The 19,538-nt window shown below is 71.6% G+C and carries 17 protein-coding genes; 8 read left to right on the top strand and 9 right to left on the bottom strand.

The genetic code is table 11. The annotated features are described in order from the left end of the window. Nucleotides 1–14: 14 nt before the first annotated feature. Nucleotides 15–1,259 (top strand): adenosylhomocysteinase, encoded by a 1,245-nt coding sequence (locus tag Aph01nite_RS01875; RefSeq protein ID WP_204038927.1) that lies wholly within the window; start codon nucleotides 15–17, stop codon nucleotides 1,257–1,259. A gap of 3 nt (nucleotides 1,260–1,262) precedes the next feature. Here the strand turns inward: Aph01nite_RS01875 and Aph01nite_RS01880 are convergent, their stop codons facing one another. The 3 genes from Aph01nite_RS01880 to Aph01nite_RS01890 form a co-directional block, all read right to left on the bottom strand. After that, on the bottom strand, nucleotides 1,263–1,913 hold the full coding sequence (locus Aph01nite_RS01880; RefSeq protein ID WP_204038928.1) for a response regulator: 651 nt from the start codon (nucleotides 1,911–1,913) through the stop codon (nucleotides 1,263–1,265). Continuing rightward, nucleotides 1,910–2,902 carry a HAMP domain-containing sensor histidine kinase gene (locus Aph01nite_RS01885; protein WP_204038929.1) on the bottom strand — a complete coding sequence of 331 codons (993 nt, stop codon included), beginning with the start codon at nucleotides 2,900–2,902 and terminating at the stop codon, nucleotides 1,910–1,912. Before Aph01nite_RS01885 ends, Aph01nite_RS01880 begins: the two co-directional genes overlap by 4 nt. A gap of 115 nt (nucleotides 2,903–3,017) precedes the next feature. Beyond that, the gene (locus Aph01nite_RS01890; RefSeq protein ID WP_204038930.1) at nucleotides 3,018–3,635 is read right to left on the bottom strand and encodes a DUF305 domain-containing protein; all 618 of its coding nucleotides are present in this window, start codon (nucleotides 3,633–3,635) and stop codon (nucleotides 3,018–3,020) included. Between the two features lie 227 nt (nucleotides 3,636–3,862). On the opposite strand from Aph01nite_RS01890, the gene Aph01nite_RS01895 reads away from it, so the two are divergent. After that, complete coding sequence (locus Aph01nite_RS01895; RefSeq protein ID WP_204038931.1) at nucleotides 3,863–5,323, top strand: LVIVD repeat-containing protein; 1,461 nt, start codon at nucleotides 3,863–3,865, stop codon at nucleotides 5,321–5,323. Between the two features lie 296 nt (nucleotides 5,324–5,619). Here Aph01nite_RS01895 and Aph01nite_RS01900 read toward each other — a convergent pair whose 3' ends face one another. Continuing rightward, a complete protein-coding gene (locus Aph01nite_RS01900) occupies nucleotides 5,620–6,645 on the bottom strand; it encodes an RDD family protein (RefSeq protein WP_204038932.1) in 1,026 nt (341 codons plus the stop codon). A 27-nt stretch (nucleotides 6,646–6,672) separates the two neighbouring features. Here Aph01nite_RS01900 and Aph01nite_RS01905 point away from each other — a divergent pair, with 27 nt between their 5' ends. Then, nucleotides 6,673–7,665, top strand: coding sequence for a stage II sporulation protein M (locus Aph01nite_RS01905; RefSeq protein WP_204038933.1), 993 nt, complete (start codon nucleotides 6,673–6,675; stop codon nucleotides 7,663–7,665). On the opposite strand, the gene Aph01nite_RS01910 is transcribed toward Aph01nite_RS01905, so the two are convergent. From Aph01nite_RS01910 to Aph01nite_RS01930, 5 genes are read right to left on the bottom strand one after another with little or no spacing between them, the layout of a single operon-like run. Continuing rightward, complete coding sequence (locus Aph01nite_RS01910; protein WP_204038934.1) at nucleotides 7,662–8,984, bottom strand: DUF58 domain-containing protein; 1,323 nt, start codon at nucleotides 8,982–8,984, stop codon at nucleotides 7,662–7,664. The genes Aph01nite_RS01905 and Aph01nite_RS01910 overlap by 4 nt on opposite strands. Nucleotides 8,985–8,991: 7 nt before the next feature. Continuing rightward, complete coding sequence (locus Aph01nite_RS01915) at nucleotides 8,992–9,945, bottom strand: AAA family ATPase (RefSeq protein WP_204038935.1); 954 nt, start codon at nucleotides 9,943–9,945, stop codon at nucleotides 8,992–8,994. Next, nucleotides 9,942–11,066 carry a DUF4350 domain-containing protein gene (locus Aph01nite_RS01920; RefSeq protein WP_204038936.1) on the bottom strand — a complete coding sequence of 375 codons (1,125 nt, stop codon included), beginning with the start codon at nucleotides 11,064–11,066 and terminating at the stop codon, nucleotides 9,942–9,944. Before Aph01nite_RS01920 ends, Aph01nite_RS01915 begins: the two co-directional genes overlap by 4 nt. Then, on the bottom strand, nucleotides 11,063–11,710 hold the full coding sequence (locus Aph01nite_RS41045; protein WP_239161320.1) for a DUF4129 domain-containing protein: 648 nt from the start codon (nucleotides 11,708–11,710) through the stop codon (nucleotides 11,063–11,065). Before Aph01nite_RS41045 ends, Aph01nite_RS01920 begins: the two co-directional genes overlap by 4 nt. Next, the gene (locus Aph01nite_RS01930) at nucleotides 11,707–12,927 is read right to left on the bottom strand and encodes a DUF7847 domain-containing protein (RefSeq protein ID WP_204038937.1); all 1,221 of its coding nucleotides are present in this window, start codon (nucleotides 12,925–12,927) and stop codon (nucleotides 11,707–11,709) included. The genes Aph01nite_RS41045 and Aph01nite_RS01930 overlap by 4 nt, the downstream gene beginning before the upstream one ends. Before the next feature lie 295 nt (nucleotides 12,928–13,222). Between Aph01nite_RS01930 and mtrA the strand changes: the two genes are divergently transcribed. The 5 genes from mtrA to hpf all read left to right on the top strand — a co-directional run bounded on the left by mtrA (nucleotide 13,223) and on the right by hpf (nucleotide 19,433). Further along, nucleotides 13,223–13,900 (top strand): MtrAB system response regulator MtrA, encoded by a 678-nt coding sequence (gene mtrA, locus Aph01nite_RS01935; protein ID WP_155339034.1) that lies wholly within the window; start codon nucleotides 13,223–13,225, stop codon nucleotides 13,898–13,900. 13 nt (nucleotides 13,901–13,913) lie between these two features. Then, nucleotides 13,914–15,683, top strand: coding sequence for an MtrAB system histidine kinase MtrB (gene mtrB / locus Aph01nite_RS01940; protein ID WP_204038938.1), 1,770 nt, complete (start codon nucleotides 13,914–13,916; stop codon nucleotides 15,681–15,683). Then, nucleotides 15,673–17,430: an LpqB family beta-propeller domain-containing protein gene (locus tag Aph01nite_RS01945; protein ID WP_204038939.1), complete on the top strand. Its 1,758-nt coding sequence runs from the start codon at nucleotides 15,673–15,675 to the stop codon at nucleotides 17,428–17,430. The genes mtrB and Aph01nite_RS01945 overlap by 11 nt, the downstream gene beginning before the upstream one ends. A 57-nt stretch (nucleotides 17,431–17,487) precedes the next feature. After that, the gene (locus Aph01nite_RS01950) at nucleotides 17,488–18,219 is read left to right on the top strand and encodes a ComF family protein (protein ID WP_204038940.1); all 732 of its coding nucleotides are present in this window, start codon (nucleotides 17,488–17,490) and stop codon (nucleotides 18,217–18,219) included. A 545-nt stretch (nucleotides 18,220–18,764) separates the two neighbouring features. After that, on the top strand, nucleotides 18,765–19,433 hold the full coding sequence (gene hpf, locus Aph01nite_RS01955; protein ID WP_204038941.1) for a ribosome hibernation-promoting factor, HPF/YfiA family: 669 nt from the start codon (nucleotides 18,765–18,767) through the stop codon (nucleotides 19,431–19,433). Nucleotides 19,434–19,538 lie beyond the last annotated feature (105 nt).

Genomic DNA, 19,538 nt, shown 5'->3' on the forward strand with positions numbered 1-19,538 from the left:
GGGGCCCCTTTCCGATGGGGGAGTTCGTGGACGGATCGCTGGCCGAGGCCGGGGAGCGGCGGATCGGCTGGGCCTCGCGGTCCATGCCGGTGCTGACCGCCGTCGGCGCGCGGTTCGCCGGGGAGCTGCCGTTCGACGGGATGCGCATCGCGGCCTGCCTGCACGTGACGGCCGAGACCGCGGTGCTGATGGGCGCCCTGCGGGCCGGCGGCGCGGAGATCGCCCTGGCCGCCTCCAACCCGCTCTCCACCCAGGACGACGTCGCCGCCGCCCTGGCCGAGTACGGCATCGCCGTGCACGCCAGGGCGGGGGTGGACCGCGACACCTACTACCGCCACATCCACCGCGCCCTGGACATCGCCCCCGACCTGGTCCTGGACGACGGCTGCGACCTGGTCAACATCCTGCACACCGAGCGGACCGAGATCACCGTGCTCGGCGGCTGCGAGGAGACCACGACCGGCATCATCCGGCTCCGCCAGATGGCCGCCGAGAACGCCCTCAAGTTCCCGATGGTCGCCGTCAACGACACCCGCACCAAGCGCATGTTCGACAACCGGTACGGAACCGGCCAGTCCACCTTCGACGGCATCATGCGGGCCACGAACGCGCTGCTGGCCGGCCGTACGGTGGTGGTGGCGGGGTTCGGGTACTGCGGCCGGGGGGTGGCCGAACGGGCCAAGGGCCTGGGGGCCCGGGTGATCGTCACCGAGATCGACCCGGTGAAGGCCCTGGACGCCTCCATGCAGGGCTACGAGGTGCGCTCCATGGCCGAGGCGGCCGTCATCGGGGACGTCTTCGTCACCGTCACCGGCAACCGGGACGTGATCCGCGCCGAACACCTGGTGGAGATGAAGGACGGCGCGATCCTGGCCAACGCCGGCCACTTCGACGTCGAGATCGACGTCCGCGCCCTGGCCGAGCTGGCCGAGGCCGTACACCCGGGAATCCGCCCGAACATGGACGAGTACCTGCTGAAGGGCCGGCGGTTGCTGCTGCTCGCCGAGGGCCGCCTGGTCAACCTGACGGCTGCCGAGGGGCATCCGGCCGCCGTCATGGACATGTCCTTCTCCGCGCAGGCCCTCGCCGCCGCCTGGCTGGCCGGCGAGCACAGCCGTCTCGCCCCCGGCGTGTACGACGTGCCCACCCACATCGACACCCAGGTGGCCGGCCTCAAACTCGCCGCCACCGGCATCACGATCGACACCCTCACTCCCGAGCAGGAGTCGTACCTGCATTCCTGGCGGCTGGGCAGCTGAGTCTCACGGCTCCACGAGACCGGCCCTGATCGCGTAGCGGGTCAGTTCAAGCCGGTCCCGCATGCCGAGCTTCTGCAGGATGTTGGCGCGGTGCCGGTCCACGGTCTTGACGCTGATGACCAGGGTCTGGGCGATCTCCTTGGCCGAGTTGCCCTCGGCGATCAGCTTGACGATCTCCTCCTCGCGGGGGGTCAGGATGCTCTCGGGCAGGCGCTCGCCCTGCCGGTCGCGCTGCAGGTAGTCCCGGATCAGCGCGGTGACCGCGCCGGGGTAGAGGAAGGGCTCGCCCCGGATGGCCGCCCGGCACGCCTCCAGCAGGTCGCGGTCGGCCACCGACTTGAGCACGTAGCCGGAGGCGCCCGCCTTGAGGGACTCGAAGAAGTACTGCTCGTTGTCGTACATGGAGAGCATCAGGATGCGGATGCCGGGGGCGCGGCGGGAGATCTCGCGGGCCGCCTGGATGCCGGTCATGCGGGGCATGGCGATGTCCAGGATGGCCAGGTCGACCTCCTCGGGGGTGGCGGCCTCGACCGCCTCGGCGCCGTCGGCGGCCTCGGCGACCACGGTCAGGTCGGGCTCCGCGTCGATGATCAGGCGCAGGCCGTGCCGTACGAGGGCGTGGTCGTCGGCCAGCAGGATGCGTGTCTTGTTCACCGGTTCGGTTCCTCCGGGATGACCAGGCGCACCTCGGTGCCGCCGCCGGGTGGGGAGTCGATCGTGAGGCGGGCCCGGACGAGCAGGGCGCGTTCGCGCATGCCCCGGATGCCGGCCCCGTCCTGGCGCACGCCGCCGCGCCCGTCGTCGCGGATGCGCAGCGTCACCTCGCCGGAGTCCGCGGTCAGGGACAGCTCCACCCGCTTCGCCTGGGCGTGCCTGGCCACGTTGGTGAGGCTCTCCTGGGCGATCCGGTAGAGCACGAGCTCGGCGTCCGCGCCCAGGGCGGGCAGCTCGGAGTCCACCCTGCGGGTCACCGCGATCCCGCTCGCCTGCGAGAAGTCGCTGCTCAGGGCGCTCATCGCGCTGTGCAGACCGAGGTCTTCCAGCACGCCGGGGCGGAGCCGGCGGGCCACCTGCCGCACCTCGTCCAGGCTGGCGCGGACGGTCTCCTGGGCGGCGTGCAGCTCCTCCCGCAGGTCGCCGGGCGCGCGGTCCACGGCCCGCTTCAGGCCCAGCAGCACCACGGTCAGGCTCTGGCCGATCTCGTCGTGCAGCTCGCGGGCGATGCGCTGCCGCTCGCCCTCCTGCGCGGCCAGCGCGTACGCGCTGCTCGCGCTGCGTTCGGCCTCCAGCCGGTCGAGCATCGAGTTGAACGTGTGGAACAGATGGGTGAGGTCGCTGTTGCCGTTCTCCGGGATGCGGTCGCCGGTCCGCAGCAGGTCCACCCGCTGCATCAGCGTGGCCAGCGCGTCCAGCGGAGCCAGGCTGGAGCGCAGCAGCAGCGCGTTGGCGGCCAGGATCAGCGCCAGCCCGACCGTCAGCACCGGCACCTCGGTCAGCAGCAGCGGCGAGGACACGGTGGCCGGGGACAGGGCGAGCACGAGCGTGCCCGCCGTGAAGACCAGCCCGTTGAGCACGAACAGCCGCCAGAACAGCGCCTGCGCGGGGGTCCGCGCCGTCCCCCGCCGTGCGCCCCGATCGTTCATGTCTCCAGCCTTCCGCCACGCCGCCGGGCTGTCCATGCGGTCCGCCTCCCATCGGCGCACGCCCCTATGCGAGTCATACCCCGGCGTGCCTGGGTGCTGGACCCCAGGCGGCCCGCTACCCGAGCAGGCGGTTCAGGCGCGCGATCTCGGCGCTCTGCTCGGCCACGATGTCCTGGGCCCAGCCGAGGACCCGGTCGTGGGAACCGTTGATCATCTCCTTCTCCGCCATGGTGATGGCGCCCTGGTGGTGGGCGACCATCAGGCTGACGAAGCGGGTGTCGAAGTCCTCGCCGGAGGCGTTGCGGAGGTCGGTGAGCTGGGCGGGGGTGGCCATGCCGGGCATGCCGGAGTGGTCGGCGTGGTGGTCGGCCTCGCGCAGGCCCTCCTGCTCCAGCCAGCTGGACATGGCCTTGATCTCGGGGCCCTGGGCGTCGTAGATCCGGCTGGCCAGGGCCTTCAGCGAGGTCGACTGGGCGCGTTCGGGGGCGAGCGCGGCCATTTCGAGGGCCTGGCGGTGGTGGACGATCATGTCCTGGACGTACCGCACGTCGGTGGCGTTGACCGTGGGGGAGGGCACGGGGGCGACGGTCTGGCCGGGGCTGAGGGTGGCGGCGACCTCGCCGGGCCTGCCGGGGACGATGACCGGAGCGCCGCTGACGACGGTGGGTTCGGGCGGCGACGAGCAGGCCGTCAGGAGGGCGGCACCCAGGATGACCAGGAGAACTCTGCGCATTTCGGTCCTTAAGGATGTGTTCGCGGAGCGATTGCGCCTGGCCATGCTGAGGAGAGCTGTGCGCACCCGTCCCCCTTTCGGTCGTTCTGAGGAACCTATGGCCCTCGGCTTGTGACGTAAAGAAGACAGATCGTCAGAGAAATGTGACATATTGACGGCTTGCCTGACCCGTCCAGTAAAGAAACGATCAGGGGTGTTTGCATCCTTTTTACCCGGAGGTTCCCTCAATGTCCCCCCTCCGCAGGGCCGGGCGTCTGCTCGCCGTGCTCGGTGCCGCGGGTGCGTTAGCACTCTCCACGACGCCGGCTCAGGCCGCTGACATCCTGCCCCCCGGCGCGATCGACATGAGCGACAACGTCGAGCACGTCGCCAACATCCCGCGTCCGGAAGCTCTTTCCGGCAACATCAACACCGACCTCGCGTTCCAGGGCGACTACGCCTTCATGGGCAACTACAACGGGTTCTCGATCTACGACATCAAGAACCCGAAGAAGCCCAAGCTGGTCAGCGCGGTGCTGTGCCCGGGCTCCCAGATGGACGTGTCCGTGTACGGCAACCTCCTGTTCGGTTCCGTGGACTCCTCCCGCAACAACGACTCCTGCCAGAGCACGGCGCAGTCGGCCGCGGTCAAGGAGTCGTGGGAAGGCATCCGCGTCTTCGACATCAGCGACAAGGCCAACCCGCGCTACGTCAAGTCGATCGAGACCAACTGCGGTTCGCACACCCACACCCTGGTGCCGGGCAAGGACCGGAAGAACGTCTACCTGTACGTCTCCTCCTACAGCCCGTCCGCGTCGTTCCCGGACTGCCAGCCGCCGCATGACCTGATCTCCATCATCAAGGTCCCGCTGCGCGACCCGCAGAACGCGAGCGTCATCGCCACGCCCAACCTGTTCCCCGACGGCGGCAACCCCGGCGAGACCCTGCCGTACCCGGAGCGGACCTCGGCGACGAGCGGCTGCCACGACATCACCGCGTACCCGGAGAAGGACCTCGCGGCCGGTGCGTGCATGGGTGAGGGCATCCTGATGGACATCCGCAACCCCGAGGCCCCGCGCGTCGTGGACGTCGTACGCGATGACGAGAACTTCGCGTTCTGGCACTCCGCCACGTTCAACAACCGGGGCGACAAGGTCATCTTCACCGACGAGCTCGGTGGTGGCACCGCGGCGACCTGCAACGAGACCATCGGTCCCAAGCGCGGCGCGGACGCCATCTTCGACATCTCCCGGCGTAACGAGATGACCTTCAAGAGCTACTTCAAGATTGCGCGGCACCAGGCGGACACCGAGAACTGCGTGGCGCACAACGGCTCGCTGATCCCGGTGGACGGCCGCGACATCATGGTCCAGGCCTGGTACCAGGGCGGCATCTCGATCTGGGACTTCACCGACTCGCGCAACCCGCACGAGATCGGCTACTTCGAGCGCGGTCCCGGCGCCGACCTGTTCGACGGCTACTGGTCGGCCTACTACTACAACGGCTACATCTACGGCTCCGAGTTCTCCCGCGGCCTGGACATCCTGAAGGTGGACGACCGTCGCACCCGTGGTGCGAAGAACGTCAAGTACGACATCTTCAACGTGCAGACCCAGCCCTCCTACAAGGAGCGCGGCGGCCACGGTCACGATGGTGGCCACGGCGGTCACGGCGGTCACGGCGGTCACGGTGGGCACGGCGGCCACTAGCAGAACCCCGTCGACCGACGGCCGGCCAGTCCGGCTGGAGATCGGCTAGCGGACGGCCCTCGCCCGTAACGGCGGGGGCCGTTCCGTCTGCGGGAGCCGCGGGTACCACTCCTGTGAAAGAACTCGCGCGCCCCTCATTTCGGGCCAGTCACCTGAGCGGGCCGCGAAAAGGGCGGGTACGGCCGGTGCGTCTCTCCCTCTGCGCTCCGGACGTACCCGCCCAACCCCACTGCAGGCATGCCCCGTGCCTGCGTAAACCACAGGTACCCGGTGCTATCGCCCTAAACATCCCAATCTCAGACGGGTGGCGCGAATCCCCCGGGAGTCGGGCCTGGAGTGCTCTCATTCGGCGGCGGCAGCGGGACCGGCGGCCCTGACGGTGGCGTCGGCCGATACCCCGGAAAACCCGGATATGTCGGGCTGGCTGCCTGCGCAGGTTCGGCATACGGCGGCGCGAACGGCGACGGATCGGGCACCTGATACGGAGCCTGGCCCGGTGCCGCGTAGGGCGGCTGATACGGCGCTTGATGGGGCGCCTGGTACCCGGCCGGTTGCGGAGTCGTGCCCTGTTTGGCGTGCTCCAGCCGTACCGACTCGCGGCGGCGGCGCTCGGCCAGGACGGCGGCCAGGTACGCGTGCGGCGGCACGCCCGGCGGCGGAGGCGGCGAGACCACGGCCGCCACCTGGGCCGCGATGCGCCGGCCCATCTCGAACTGGGCGACCGCGTTGAGCTGGTGCCAGCGCGCCAGGTACTGCCGCGCCATCGCCGCCGCCTCCTCGGTCAGCTGCGACAACTCCAGCCCGGCCGCCCATCCCGCCAGCGGGGGCGGCATCTCCGGCGCGGGCCCGTCCCGGCGCGGACCGCGCTCCGAGATGACCATGGTCCCGGCGAAGACGTCGCCGAGCCGCTTGCCGCGCGGGTGCGCCAGCGAGCAGATCACCGCGGGCGCGGCGCTGAGCGCGTAGATCTCCACCGTGCCGGACAGCGCCCGGAACATCGCCTGCCGGAACCGCTGCGGCCCGCCGTCGTCGGACACCACCCGCAGCCCGAGGGCCATCTTCCCGGGCGTACGGCCCCGCGTCAGCGACTCGAAGATCAGCGGGTAGCCGACCAGCAGCAGCACCAGGAACAGGATGATGACGGCCTGCAGGATGGAGTCGTCCAGCCCGAGGCTGCCCCAGAGCTGGCTGACCAGGAGGACCGCCCCCAGCAGCAGCACCGCCTGGATGGCCGCGTCGATGAGCCGCGCCCCGGCCCGGATCGGCAACTGGGCGATCTGCACATCGACGACGACGGCGTCGCCGGTCACAACATCGGACACATCCCGAACCCTACTAGGCTCCCCATTGTGGACATCGACGCATTCGTGACCGCTCACCAGCCCACCTGGAACCGGCTGGAGCACTTGGTGAAACGGCGGCGCGGCCTCGATGGCGCCGAGATCGACGAACTGGTGGACCTCTACCAGCGCGTCGCCACCCATCTGTCCATCGTGCGCTCGGCCTCCCGCGACCCGATGCTGGTGGGACGGCTGTCCGCGCTGGTGGCCCAGGCCCGTTCCGCGGTGACCGGCGCGCACGCGCCCGCCTGGCGGGAGTTCGTGAAGTTCTGGACGGTGTCGTTCCCGGTCGTCACGTACCGGACCTGGCGCTGGTGGCTGTGGACGGCGGTGGCCTTCGCGGTGGCGTCGGTGCTGTTCGGCGCGTGGGTGGCCGGCAACCCGGAGGTGCGCGCCGCGGTGGGCACCCCGGAGGAGATCAGGCAGCTGGTCGAGCACGACTTCGCGAACTACTACAGCGAGAACCCCGCCGGTTCCTTCGCCACCCACGTCTGGCTGAACAACGCCTGGGTGGCCGCGCAGTGCATCGCCTCCGCGGCCCTGATGGGCCTGCCCATCCCCATGATCCTGTACGCCAACGCCTCCAACGTGGGCGTCGCCGGCGGCCTCATGGTCGACGCGGGACGCGGCGACGTCTTCTTCGGCCTGATCACCCCGCACGGCCTGCTGGAGCTGACCGCCGTGCTGCTGGCGGCGGCGGCCGGGATGCGGGTGGGCTGGGCCGTGGTCTCACCGGGCCCCCGCCCACGCGGCCAGGTCCTCGCCGAACAGGGCCGCGCGGTGATGACCGTGGTCGTCGGCCTCATCGTGGTCCTCCTGGTCGCCGGCCTGATCGAGGCCCTGGTGACGCCGTCCTCCCTGCCCACCTGGGCCAGGATCGGCATCGGCGTGCTCGCCGAGGCCGCCTTCCTCACCTACGTGATCGTGTACGGCCGCCGCGCCGCCCGCGCCGGCGAGACCGGCGACATCGACAACGCCCCCGACTACATTCCTGCCAGTTAGAGCCGGCCGGCGGCCTTCAGCGCGAGGTACGCGTCGGCCAGCGCCGGCGCGGCGTCTTCGGGGAGGGCGTCCACGACCTCCACGCCGTGGCGGCGCAGGCGCGCGGTGATGCGCCGCCGATCGCCGCGCAGCTTCTCCGCGGCGGCGGCGTCGTACACCTGCTCCGCGCTGTCCCGGCCGGCGGCCAGCTCGGCCACCCGGGGGTCGGCGACGGCCGCCACCAGCACCTGGTGGCGCGCCGACAGCTGGGGCAGCACCGGCAGCAGGCCCTCCTCGAGCGCCGCCGCGTTGAGGTCGGTGAGCAGCACCACCAGGCAGCGCCGCCGGGCCCGGGTGAGCACCGCCGCCACCATGCCCGGCGCGTCCGCCTCCACCAACTCCGCCTCCAGCGGCGCCATCGCGTTCACCAGCGCCGGCAGGGTCTCGGTCCGCGAGGCCCCCGACACCCAGGCCCGGACCGTCCGGTCGTGGGCGAGGAAGTCCACCCGGTCCCCGGCCTTGGCGGCCAGCGCCGCCAGCAGCAGCGCCGCGTCCATGGACCAGTCCAGCCGGGGCCACCCGGCCGGGTCGCCCGAGGTCGGGTCGACGCCGACCCGGCCCGCCGAGGTACGGCCGGTGTCCAGCACGATCAGCACCCGCCGGTCCCGCTCGGGCCGCCAGGTGCGCACCACCACGTCCTGCCGCCGCGCGGTGGCCCGCCAGTCGATCGACCGCACGTCGTCGCCGACCACGTACTCCCGCAGCGAGTCGAACTCGGTGCCCTGGCCGCGGACCAGCGCCGGATGCCTGCCGTCCAGTTCGCGCAGCCGGGCCAGCCGGGACGGCAGGTGGCGGCGGCTCAGGAACGGTGGCAGCACCCGGACCGACCACGGCGCCAGGTGGGAGCCCTGCCGGGCGGCGATGCCGAGCGGGCCGAACGCCCGTACGGTGACCGCCACCGCCCGGTGGTCGCCGCGCCGCAGCGGGCTCAGCCGGAACACGAGCCGGCGCCGCTCGCCCGGCGGCACGTCCAGCGGCTGCTCCCGGGGCGTCGCGCGCACGCTCGGCGCCCAGGCGTCCCGCACCCGCCCGCGTACCCGCCGCGACCCCGGGTTCTCCACCAGCAGGGTCACCTCGGCGGAGTCGCCGAGGCGCAGCGCGTTCTCGCCCTGGCGCTGGAAGCGCAGCGCGCGCACGCTCCCGGCCAGCGCCAGGTCCACGCCGATCAGTACGGCCAGCAGCCCCAGCAGCAGGCCGAAGGCCAGGCCGGGCCGGGGCGCCAGGACCACGGCCACCGCGCCCAGCAGCGCGATGAGCCCGGCTCTGCGGGTCAGTGCCACGCCCGGCTCACCTCGGCACGGGTACGGCGGCGAGCACGCCGTCCAGCAGCCCGTCCGGCGTCGCGCCCTCCAGCTCCGCCTCGGGACGCAGCTGGATCCGGTGCCGGAGCGCCGGCCTGGCGAGGGCCTTCACGTCGTCCGGCGTCACGTACGTGCGGCCGGACAGCCAGCCCCAGGCCCGCGCGGCGGCCAGCAGCGCGGTCGCGCCACGCGGCGAGACCCCCAGCTGGAGCGAGGGCGACTGCCGGGTGGCCCGCGCGATGTCCACGATGTAGCCGAGCACCTCGGGGGAGACGTGCACCTGGCTCACCGCCTCCCGCCCGGCGGCCAGGTCGGCGGCCGAGGCCACCGGCTTGATCTCGGTCAGGTCGCGCGGGTCGAAGCCGCGGGCGTGCCGGTCCAGGACCGCGATCTCCTGGTCCCGGGGCGGCAGCGGCACGGTCAGCTTGAGCAGGAACCGGTCCAGCTGGGCCTCGGGCAGCTGGTAGGTGCCCTCGTACTCGATCGGGTTCTGGGTGGCGGCCACGATGAACGGGTCGGGGAGCGCGCGGGCCGAGCCCTCCACGCTCACCTGCCGCTCCTCCATGGCCTCCAGCAGCGCGGCCTGCGTCTTCGGCGGCGTCCTGTTGATCTCGTCGGCGAGCAGCAGGTTGGTGAAGACCGGGCCCTCGTGGAACTCGAACGCGGCCGTCTTGGCGTCGTACACCAGCGATCCGGTGATGTCGCCCGGCATCAGGTCCGGAGTGAACTGCACGCGCTTGAAGTCCAGCGAGAGGGCCGTGGACAGCGTCCGTACCAGGAGGGTCTTGGCCACGCCCGGCACGCCCTCCAGGAGCACGTGGCCCCGGCAGAGCAGCGCGATCACCAGGCCGGTGACGACGGCGTCCTGGCCGACCACCGCCTTGGCGACCTCCGCGCGGAGCGCGGCCAGCGCCTCCCGGGAGGCGTCGGGTGTCGTCACGAGTCTCTTACCTGCCTTTCGATGAGGTCGAGTCGCCGGGCCAGCGCGACCAGCCGCGCGTCGTCCTCCGGCGCTGGGCCGTACAGGGTGGACCGGATCTGTCCGGCATCCTGCCCGACCCGTACGGCTATCGCCGCCACGATCGCGTCCGGCTCCGCGGCCGGGGAGAGCCCCAGCCGGGGCACGACGCGGTCGAGGCAGGCGGCGCGCAGCGCGTGCGCGGCCCGGTCGCGGGCGCGGCGCGCCCGATAGAGGCGGCCGCGGCCTTCCGCGGTCTCGGCGGCGCGCACGACGACCGGGAGTTTCTCGGCCACCACCGGGCCGAGCCTGCGGCCCTGCGCGACGGCGAGCAGCCCGACGGCCACGATCAGGCTCCAGATGAGCCAGTCGACCTGTTCTGGCAGCAGTTCTTCCAGGGTCGAGGGGGGTTCGTCGCCGAGCGGGATCCTGGGGGCGAACCAGGTCACCCGGGGTTTGGCGCCCACCAGGTTCATGGCCAGGGCGGCGTTGCCGTCCTCGGCCAGTTTGCCGTTGGTCATGAAGTCGCCGGAGCCGACGATCGTGGTGGTCCGGCCGCCGGGCCGGTACCGGATCAGGGCGCCGCCGTAGCAGCGCGCGTCCGGGCCGGTCAGCTGGTAGAAGGAGCCGCCCATCCTGGCCGTGCCCGCCTGCACGGCCTCGCGCAGGCCGCACTCGGGCGCGCGGCTGCGCACGGGTTCGTACGAGCCCATGCTCGCGCCGGGGGCCAGTTCGGGGAGCATCGCGTCGAGCGGCTCGATCAGCAGCAGGTCGCCGGGCAGGTCGTCGATGCGGTCCAGCACGTCGCCGTCGATCAGGTACTCGGGCCGGGCCAGCACCACCAGCGAGTCGGGCGTGGCGATCTCCCGCGCCTCCTCCAGTGTGCGCACCTGCTCGACCCGTACGCCCTGGTCGGCCAGGAGCTCGACCAGCGCGTGCGTGCCGCCCAGGCCGGTGCCCTCGGCGTCCAGGTAGCCGCCGGGCCGCGGCGCGGTCAGGCCGACCATCAGCACGGCGGCCAGGGTGATGAGCAGCAGCGCGCCGACCGTGCCGCGCCAGGTGCGCCAGCGGTCGCGGATCCGCGGGGTGGTGGGGACGCTCATCGGGCCGCCAGGGCCGGGCGGGCCACCCGGAGGCGCTCGTCCAGCGAGGTCAGCATGGAGTACCAGGCGGGGTCGCCGGGCGCCTCGCCGTAGGTGACGTCGTCGAAGTACCGCGCGGCGGCGGTCAGCTCCGTCCCGAACGCGGGCATGGCGCGCCCGGCCTCGGCGGCGAACTCCGCGGCCGTACGGCCCGGCTGGGGGTCCACGATGGCGCGTTCCTCCAGGTCGCGGGCGATGGCGCGGAGGCGCTCCCGGACGGCGTCGGCCCACTCGTGGCGCAGCGCGTGGTGCTCGGCGGCGGCCCGGTGCTCGGCGGCCGACATCGTCCGCTCGTCGTACAGCTCGGCCGTGGGGGCGGACGAGCGGGTGGCCCTGGCCGCGGCGCGCAGCAGCAGCACGGCCAGGCCGGCCACGATCAGGCCGAGCACGAACAGCGCGGCCGCGCCGCCGGGGAACTCCCCGGCGGCCCGGAACAGGTCGTCGATCCACTCCGTCACGTACTGGAACAGCCGGTCCGTCCACGACTCCTTCGGGTAGACCGGGTGCGCCAGCTCGCGGAGCGCCGCCTCCCTGGCGGCTTCGCGGCCGATGTCGACCGGGACGTCGGTCCCAGCGATCGTCGGGGCGATCGTCCAGGCGATCACTGCGGCCAGTACCCCGGGGGACGCTGGCCGGAGCCGTACGACGGGTGCCAGAGGTCCTGCGGGCCCGTGGGCATGCCGCCGCGCTGCCGTTCCAGCGCCTCGGTCTGCAGGACCAGGTCGAACGCCTCGGCCCGCATCCGGCGGTCGGCGTAGAGCAGCGCGTTGACGGCGGCGGAGAACGGGCTGGCGATCACACCGCCGATGATGGCCCCGATGGTGGACAGGGCCATCGACGTGTACAGGCCGTCGCTCACCTCGACGAGGCTCTGCGCGTCGCCGCCGGTGAACATCCCGGCGATCTGGAAGGGCGCGCCGACCGCGGCCGACACGAGGCCGACGATGATCGAGGTCAGCAGCAGGATGCCGAACACCCGCCAGAAGTCCCCGCGTACGAGCCGGAAGGAGCGGCCGATGGCGGCGGCCACCCCGATGCGCTCCAGCACCACGGCGGCCCCGGCCAGGGCCATCTTCGTGTAGAGGAACACCGCCGCGATCACGCCGAGCACGAGGAACAGGAAGACGAGCAGCACCGCCACGCCGACGTCGACCAGCGGCGCCACCAGCACGCCGACGAACAGCAGCGGAACCAGGAAGATGCCGAACACCATCACGGTCTGCACCAGGCCGAGCCCCAGCAGCGGGAGCACCCGCCCGGCGGTCTGCCGCCAGGCCTCGCCGATGCCGATGGACTCGCCGAAGACCGACCGCCCGACCACGCTGGTGAGCATGCCGGTCAGCACCACCATGGCGATCACCGACACGATGGCGCCGAGGATGGTCCCGCCGAGGAAGGTGGCGATGGGCCCCAGGATCTGCTCCGGGTTGTCGGCCAGCGCCGCCTCGTCCATGTTGAGCACGTCGAACATGGACCCGGCGGTGGCCAGCTGGATGCCGAACGCGGCCAGCTGGCTGACGGTCACCACGATGGCGGCGAGCCCGAGCGTCGCCTTGGGGTTGGCCCGCACCGAGGCGATCGCGCCGTTGAACATGTCACCCATGGTCAGCGGCCGGAGCGGGATGATCCCGGGCTTGAGCGCCGGCGGCGCGCCGTAGGGTCCATAAGGGTTGTGCGGCATGGCCGGATATCCCCCGTACCCCGGTGGCGGCGGAGGCTGCTGACCGGGCGCCGCCCAGGAACCCGGGCCGGGCTGACCGTACGCGGGGGGCTGCTGAGGCGCCCAGCCGGGCGGCGGGTTCTCAGGGGGACCGTCTGTCATGTCCCAATCCTGGCATGATGTACGGCTACCCGGGGTCCTCCGTGTGGGGAAACCGTGAACCCGGGATGGCAGAAACGCGTTGTCAAAGCGCAGACTTGGAACGTGACCACACCATGGAGTTCCCACGAAGTAGGCCTTATCCGGTCAGATCATCGCGCGTTCCACCACAAGCCCCTAAACTCCATCCTTTGTCATGGTCGTGTATCACCCATGTGGTGGTCGCGGGTAACCTTCCCATAAACCCGGTAAATCCACCCCATACCTCCCAAACTGCGCTAAGAACGAATGAGGGGCCATGAAAGGACGCGTGCTGGTCGTCGACGACGACGCCGCTCTCGCCGAGATGCTCGGCATCGTGTTGCGCGGAGAAGGGTTTGAGCCGTCGTTCGTGTCCGACGGCGACAAGGCGCTGGACGCGTTCCGCGACACCCGCCCGGATCTGGTCCTGCTCGACCTCATGCTGCCCGGCGCCGACGGCATCGACGTCTGCCGCCGGATCAGGGCCGAGTCCGGCGTGCCGATCGTCATGCTCACCGCCAAGAGCGACACCATCGACGTGGTGCTCGGACTCGAGTCGGGCGCCGACGACTACATCGTCAAGCCGTTCAAGCCCAAGGAGCTGGTGGCGCGGGTGCGGGCGCGGCTGCGCCGTACCGACGAGCCGACGCCGGAGATCCTGCAGATCGGCGACATCACCATCGACGTGGCCGGGCACTCGGTGAAGCGGCTCGACGAGACCATAAACCTCACGCCGCTGGAGTTCGACCTGCTGGTCGCGCTGGCCCGCAAGCCGCGGCAGGTGTTCACCCGGGAGGTCCTGCTGGAGCAGGTCTGGGGTTACCGCCACGCGGCCGACACCCGGCTGGTCAACGTCCACGTGCAGCGGCTGCGGGCGAAGATAGAGAAGGACCCGGAGCACCCGGAGATCGTGGTGACCGTGCGGGGGGTCGGGTACAAGGCCGGCCCCGCCTAGCCGTACCAGCGGGATGGCTCGCCTCTCGGCGCCGGCGACAGGGCGGAACCCATCGGGTTCCGCCCCGAAGGCGCGCGGCAAACGGCCCCGGCGCACGCTCCGGCAGATCGCGCGCGGCGTGCGGCGGCGGGCCCGCCGGCTGGCCGGGCGGCTGCGCGGCGCCTACCGGCGCTCGCTGCAACTGCGGGTGGTCACCAGCACGCTGGTGATCTCGATGGTCGTGGTGGCCGTGCTGGGCGTGTTCCTGTTCCAGTCGATCACCGACGCGATGATCGCCGGGCGGACCCGGGCCGCGACCGCCGAGGCGAAGGCCAACGTGTCCAGCGTCGCCGGATATTTCACCGTCTCCCAGAACGAGGTGCCGGCCAAGGGCGGCGACCCCGCCGCCGCCGTCGGCACCCCCGTCGAACTGGCCGCCCGCGACCTGGCCGAGCGCGCCGGCTCCCGCTACGACGTGGTCATCCTGAACAAGGACGCGGTCGGGCAGGACCGCGCCACCGGCAGCATCGACGCCGCCAGCGTGCCGGAACGCCTGCGCCGCGACCTGATGAAGAGCGGCTCCACCACGCTCTCCTGGCGGCAGCCCGCCACCCTGCGCTACCTGGACAACGCCAAACCCAACCAGATCGGCTTCGTGGTCGGCTCGCTGGTGTTCAGCCCCGACGGCACGTACGAGATCTACCACCTGTTCCCGCTCCAGGAAGAGGAGGAGACCCTCTCCTCGGTGCTCCAGCTGCTGGTCATCGTGGGCGCCGGCCTCGTCCTGCTGCTGGCCGCGATCGCCTCCCTGGTCACCCGCCAGGTCGTCACCCCCGTACGGCTGGCCCGCCAGGCCGCCGAACGCCTGGCCTCCGGCCGCCTGGAGGAGCGCCTCAAGGTCCGCGGCGAGGACGACCTGGCCCGGCTGGCCACCTCCTTCAACGAGATGGCCGGCACCCTCGCCCTCAAGATCCACCAGCTGGAGGAGCTCTCCCAGGTCCAGCGCCAGTTCGTGTCCGACGTCTCGCACGAGCTGCGCACCCCGCTGACCACCGTGCGGATGGCCGCCGACCTGCTCTACGAGGCCCGCGAGGACTTCGACCCGATGGCGGCCCGCTCGGCCGAGCTGATGCAGGCCCAGCTCGAACGCTTCGAGTCCATGCTGGCCGACCTGCTGGAGATCAGCCGGTACGACGCGGGCGCGGCCACCCTCGACCTGGAGCCGGTGGACATGCGCGACGTGGTGCTGCGCGCGGTCGGCGACTCCGAGGCGCTGGCCGAGCGGCACGCCACCCGGTTCGAGCTGCGGCTGCCCAACGAGCCGTGCATGGCCGAGTGCGACAGCCGCCGGGTCGAGCGCATCCTGCGCAACCTGCTGTTCAACGCGATCGAGCACGGCGAGGGCAAGGACATCGTGGTCGCCCTCGGCGCCGACCGGGACGCGGTGGCGGTGGCCGTACGCGACCACGGGGTGGGGCTGCGGCAGGGTGAGGAGAACATGGTCTTCGACCGGTTCTGGCGGGCCGACCCGTCCCGGGCCAGGACCATCGGCGGCACCGGGCTCGGGCTGGCCATCTCGCGGGAGGACGCGATCCTGCACGGCGGATGGCTCCAGGCGTGGGGCTCGCCGGGGGAGGGCACCCAGTTCCGGCTGTCGCTGCCCCGGCTCGCCGGCGCCGAGCTGAAGGGCTCGCCGCTGCCGCTGGTGCCCCCCGAGGTGGAGATGCGCCGGAGCTGGCGCGGGCAGGCCACGCCCGTGCTGTCGGCCGCGGCGGGCGAGTCTGGGGTTTTCGATGTGGACTAGACGCTATCTGGCCGGCCTGGTCGCGCTGGGCGCGGTGTCGGCGTGCACGATCGTCCCCTCCAGCGGCAATCCCACCACGGTGGACAAGGAGGACGGCGGCAGCGACCCGCTGAGCCAGCCGTACGTGCGGATCATCGCCAGCGAGCCGCGGCAGAACGCCACGCCCGTGGAGATCATCCAGGGCTTCCAGGCGGCCACGGCCGGGTTCGACGACACCAGCCGCATGATCGCCAAGATGTACCTTACCCCGGAGGCGCGGGCGAAGTGGCACCCTTCCGGGTCGAAAGCCACCGTCTGCGACTGCAAGTTCACCTCGCCCGAGCTGCCCGACCAGGACGCCACCGAGCTGCGGCTGCCCATCAAGGGCAAGACCATCGCCACCATCGATCCCGAGGGCCGCTACCTGCCCGCGCCGAGCGGGACCGACAACAGCGTGGTGGACGAGATCGCGCTGGTGAAGCTGGACGGGCAGTGGCGCATCTCGGCGGCTCCCGCCGGGCTGCTGCTGCGGCCTGACGACCTGTCCAGGGCGTACCGGCGGGTCACGCTCTACTACCCCGACATCGAGGGCCAGGGCCTGGTCGCCGACCGGGTGCGGCTGCCCATCGACCCGGTCCGCGGCTTCCCCGAGTCGCTGATCGAACGGCTGCTGGCCGGGCCGAGCAAGCCGCTGGCCGACGGCGTGCGCAACGTCTTCCCCAAGGGCACCGACCTGCGCGACATCCGGGTCGAGGACGACGCCGTGGTGATGGACTTCAGCTCCGAACTGGCCCGGCTGGCCGGTTCCCCGGACCGGCTGCGCGTCATGAAGGCGCAGCTGGCCTGGACCTTCAGCGCCGTGGCCGCGCTGCCCATCGTGGTCACCGTCAACGGGGAGCCCTTCCCCGGCGGCGGGCTGCGCTTCCAGCAGCGGGAGTACCAGAACTTCGACCCGGCCGTGCTGTCCCCCCAGGCGGGCGGCTACTTCGTGCACAACGGCACGCTGGTGAAGGAGCCGCGCCCCAACGAGGAGCCGGTGCCGGTGCCCGGCGCGGCCGGCCAGCCCAACCAGGCCTTCACCGACCCGGCGCTGGCCGAGCTGCCCTACACCCGGGTCGCCGCGCTCCGCCCGGACCCCGGCATCTGGGTCGCCGACCTGGTCGACGGCAGCCAGTGGCAGCGCTGGATCACCGCCGAGGGCGCGCTCACCCCGCCCTCCTGGGACCGGTACGGCGAGGTGTGGTCGGTGGAGCGCACCGCCCCGGAGGGGGCGTACGGCTCGCGCGTCTGGCACGCCAGGGAGGGCCGCCCGTTGCAGGTCAGCGCGCCGGAGCTGGAGAACGCCAACGTGAAGGCGTTCCGGGTGGCCAGGGACGGGGTCAGGGCCGCCGTCATCGCCGACCACGGCGCCGGGGAGAGCGTGCAGATCGGCGTCATCGTGCGGCTGGCCGACTACCGGGTCGGCGGGCTGGAGGAGCTGATCCCGCCGGAGGAGGGCCGGACCATCGTGGACATCGCCTGGCAGGATGACGGGACGCTCCTGGTCCTGACCGAACAGGGCAAGCAGCAGTCGCTGACGGTGTACTCGATCGCGGACGGCGACGACCCGGAGACGCCCAACGTGGACCGGCGGGTGAGCTCCATCTCCGCCGCGCCCGGGCACATCCTGGCCGCGGACGAGGACGGCGCGCTCCGGCGCTGGAACGGCACCAAGTGGGACACGCCGATCAAGGCGGGCGTGACGTACGTGGTGTATCCGCTGGGCTGAGAATCCGCCGGTGATCCTGTCGGTGATTCTGTCGGTGCCGGCTGGCAGGGTGTCGGCGTGCTCGCCGCCCTGCTCGACCTGATCCTGCCGCCCCGCTGCGCCGGCTGCGGCCGCGCGCCCCTCCCCGCCTGTCCCCTCTGCCCGGCCTGTACGGCACGGCTGCGCGGAGACCCCTCGCCGCGCCCGCCCGAGAACCCGCCTCTCGGCATGCCGGAGGTCTGGGCCGCCGCCGAGTACGCGGGGGCCGTGCGGCGGCTGCTGGTCGCCCACAAGGAGCGCGGGAGGGTGGCGCTCGCGCCACTCTTGGGTGGCTGCCTGGCCGAGACCCTCACCGCCGCGACAGGTGGGGTGTGGCCGGCGCTCGAACTGGTTCCGGTGCCCAGCGCCCCGGCCGCCACCCGCCGCCGGGGGCACGATCCGGTGCGGCGGATGGCGGCGGCCGCCGTACGGGAACTGCGGGCGCGGGGGCGGCCGGTCACGCTCGCGCCGGTGCTGCGGCCGCGGCGGCGGGTGGCCGACCAGGCGGGGCTGAGCGCGCCGGAGCGCGCCGAGAACCTGGCCGGCGGCTTCGTGGTCCCGGAGGGCCGGCCGCGGGCGTCAGGGCGCGTGCTGGCGGTGCTGGTGGACGACGTGGTGACGACGGGGGCGACGCTGGCCGCGGCGGCGGAGGCACTGCGCGCGGCGGGGGCGCAGGCGCCCCTGGCGGTCACCGTGGCGGCCACCAGGAAGCGGGTGACCACAACGCGACACGCCCGGGATGATCGAAATTTGGTAAGTGACCGAGAGTAAAGAAACAGTTAAATAACGGTCTGGCCAAAGGGCTACATCTTCATGGCCTGGCCACGGCAGTCCCCCTGGTCAGGCACGTTCGGCGGGCTTCGCATAAGCAAGGCAACCTGACCAAACACGAACCTGCCGCAAGTGCCGTGCGGGCCGGGAAAATCACCCAACGTGATCTTCTGGAAGAGGTCGCGGCTGACATTCGGCCCGGTAGCGACTAGCGTTCAGGACATGGCACCCGTCCGGGTCCGTGGTTGCGCCGGACCGACTCCCACCCCCGCCGTTCGCGTGTGGGCGGCTCGGGTCTCGGTCTGGCTAGCCGATGCCAGCCGCAGGCAAAACGGTCCACGTAAGGCGACTCTTGGTCGACCGATCACGGTGCGGCTTAGAGGTAAGTCCTGCCTTCCCGGGGGTCCAGATGTCCCCCGTCAGAAGAGAAGGGCAGTAGTGGCAAAGAGCCGCGAACCCCTCAGCAGGCGGATGTGGGGACGAAGACCAGGTCGGCCGGACGGGTGTTCCTTCATGTCAGTCGAGAGGCGAAGGGGGGCTTTTGCGTGGACATCATCGTCAAGGGACGGCACACCGGAGTGAGTGACCGATTCCGTGATCACGTGACGACCAAGCTGGCCAGAATCGAGCGTCTGGACAACAAACTCATCCGCGTGGACGTGGAAGTGTCCAAGGAGCGCAACCCGCGGATGGCGGATCAGCGAGAGCGAGTGGAACTGACGATCCACTGCAAGGGCCCGGCCATCCGGGCCGAGGCGGCGGCCGACGACCGGTTCTCCGCTCTCGACATCGCTCTCGGCAAACTCGAGTCACGGCTGCGCCGGATCAGCGATCGGCGCAAGATCCATCACGGCAAGAACTGCCCGCCCTCCGTCGCCGAACTCACCGCGGCTCTGGCCGACGTGAACCAGGAGTCCGACTCGACGCGGACCCCGACGCCGGAATCCGAGTCCCGGTACGAGTACGTCCCACCGCAGAAGCGCAACGGTTACACCGAGCCCATCATCCCGATCGAGCAGGACGGCGACGGCCCGCTGGTCGTCCGGGAGAAGTTCCACCAGTCCGATCCGATCACCATCGACCAGGCGCTCCTGGAGATGGAACTGGTCGGCCACGACTTCTTCCTGTTCCGCGACAAGGAAGGCGGGCAGCCCAGCGTGGTCTACCGGCGCCGCGGTTACGACTACGGCGTGCTCAGGCTCGTCGAAAGCTGACCCGGACACCGCCTATAAATGAGAAAGCCGCGGTATGGATTCGCCTTACCGGCCTCCGTCGCGGCTGTCCATAGGACAGGTTTCTCGTTTATACCCTTCACCGTA

Source organism: Acrocarpospora phusangensis, from assembly GCF_016862995.1.
Classification (GTDB): domain Bacteria; phylum Actinomycetota; class Actinomycetes; order Streptosporangiales; family Streptosporangiaceae; genus Acrocarpospora; species Acrocarpospora phusangensis.

What these genes read in the sequence shown, in the direction of transcription:
- Aph01nite_RS01875 (WP_204038927.1), top strand. Translation starts at nt 15, where the DNA reads ATGGGGGAGTTCGTGGACGGATCGCTGGCCGAGGCCGGGGAGCGGCGG.
- Aph01nite_RS01885 (WP_204038929.1), bottom strand. Translation starts at nt 2,902, where the DNA reads ATGAACGATCGGGGCGCACGGCGGGGGACGGCGCGGACCCCCGCGCAG.
- Aph01nite_RS01890 (WP_204038930.1), bottom strand. Translation starts at nt 3,635, where the DNA reads ATGCGCAGAGTTCTCCTGGTCATCCTGGGTGCCGCCCTCCTGACGGCC.
- Aph01nite_RS01895 (WP_204038931.1), top strand. Translation starts at nt 3,863, where the DNA reads ATGTCCCCCCTCCGCAGGGCCGGGCGTCTGCTCGCCGTGCTCGGTGCC.
- Aph01nite_RS01920 (WP_204038936.1), bottom strand. Translation starts at nt 11,066, where the DNA reads ATGAGCGTCCCCACCACCCCGCGGATCCGCGACCGCTGGCGCACCTGG.
- Aph01nite_RS01930 (WP_204038937.1), bottom strand. Translation starts at nt 12,927, where the DNA reads ATGACAGACGGTCCCCCTGAGAACCCGCCGCCCGGCTGGGCGCCTCAG.
- mtrA (WP_155339034.1), top strand. Translation starts at nt 13,223, where the DNA reads ATGAAAGGACGCGTGCTGGTCGTCGACGACGACGCCGCTCTCGCCGAG.
- mtrB (WP_204038938.1), top strand. Translation starts at nt 13,914, where the DNA reads ATGGCTCGCCTCTCGGCGCCGGCGACAGGGCGGAACCCATCGGGTTCC.
- Aph01nite_RS01945 (WP_204038939.1), top strand. Translation starts at nt 15,673, where the DNA reads ATGTGGACTAGACGCTATCTGGCCGGCCTGGTCGCGCTGGGCGCGGTG.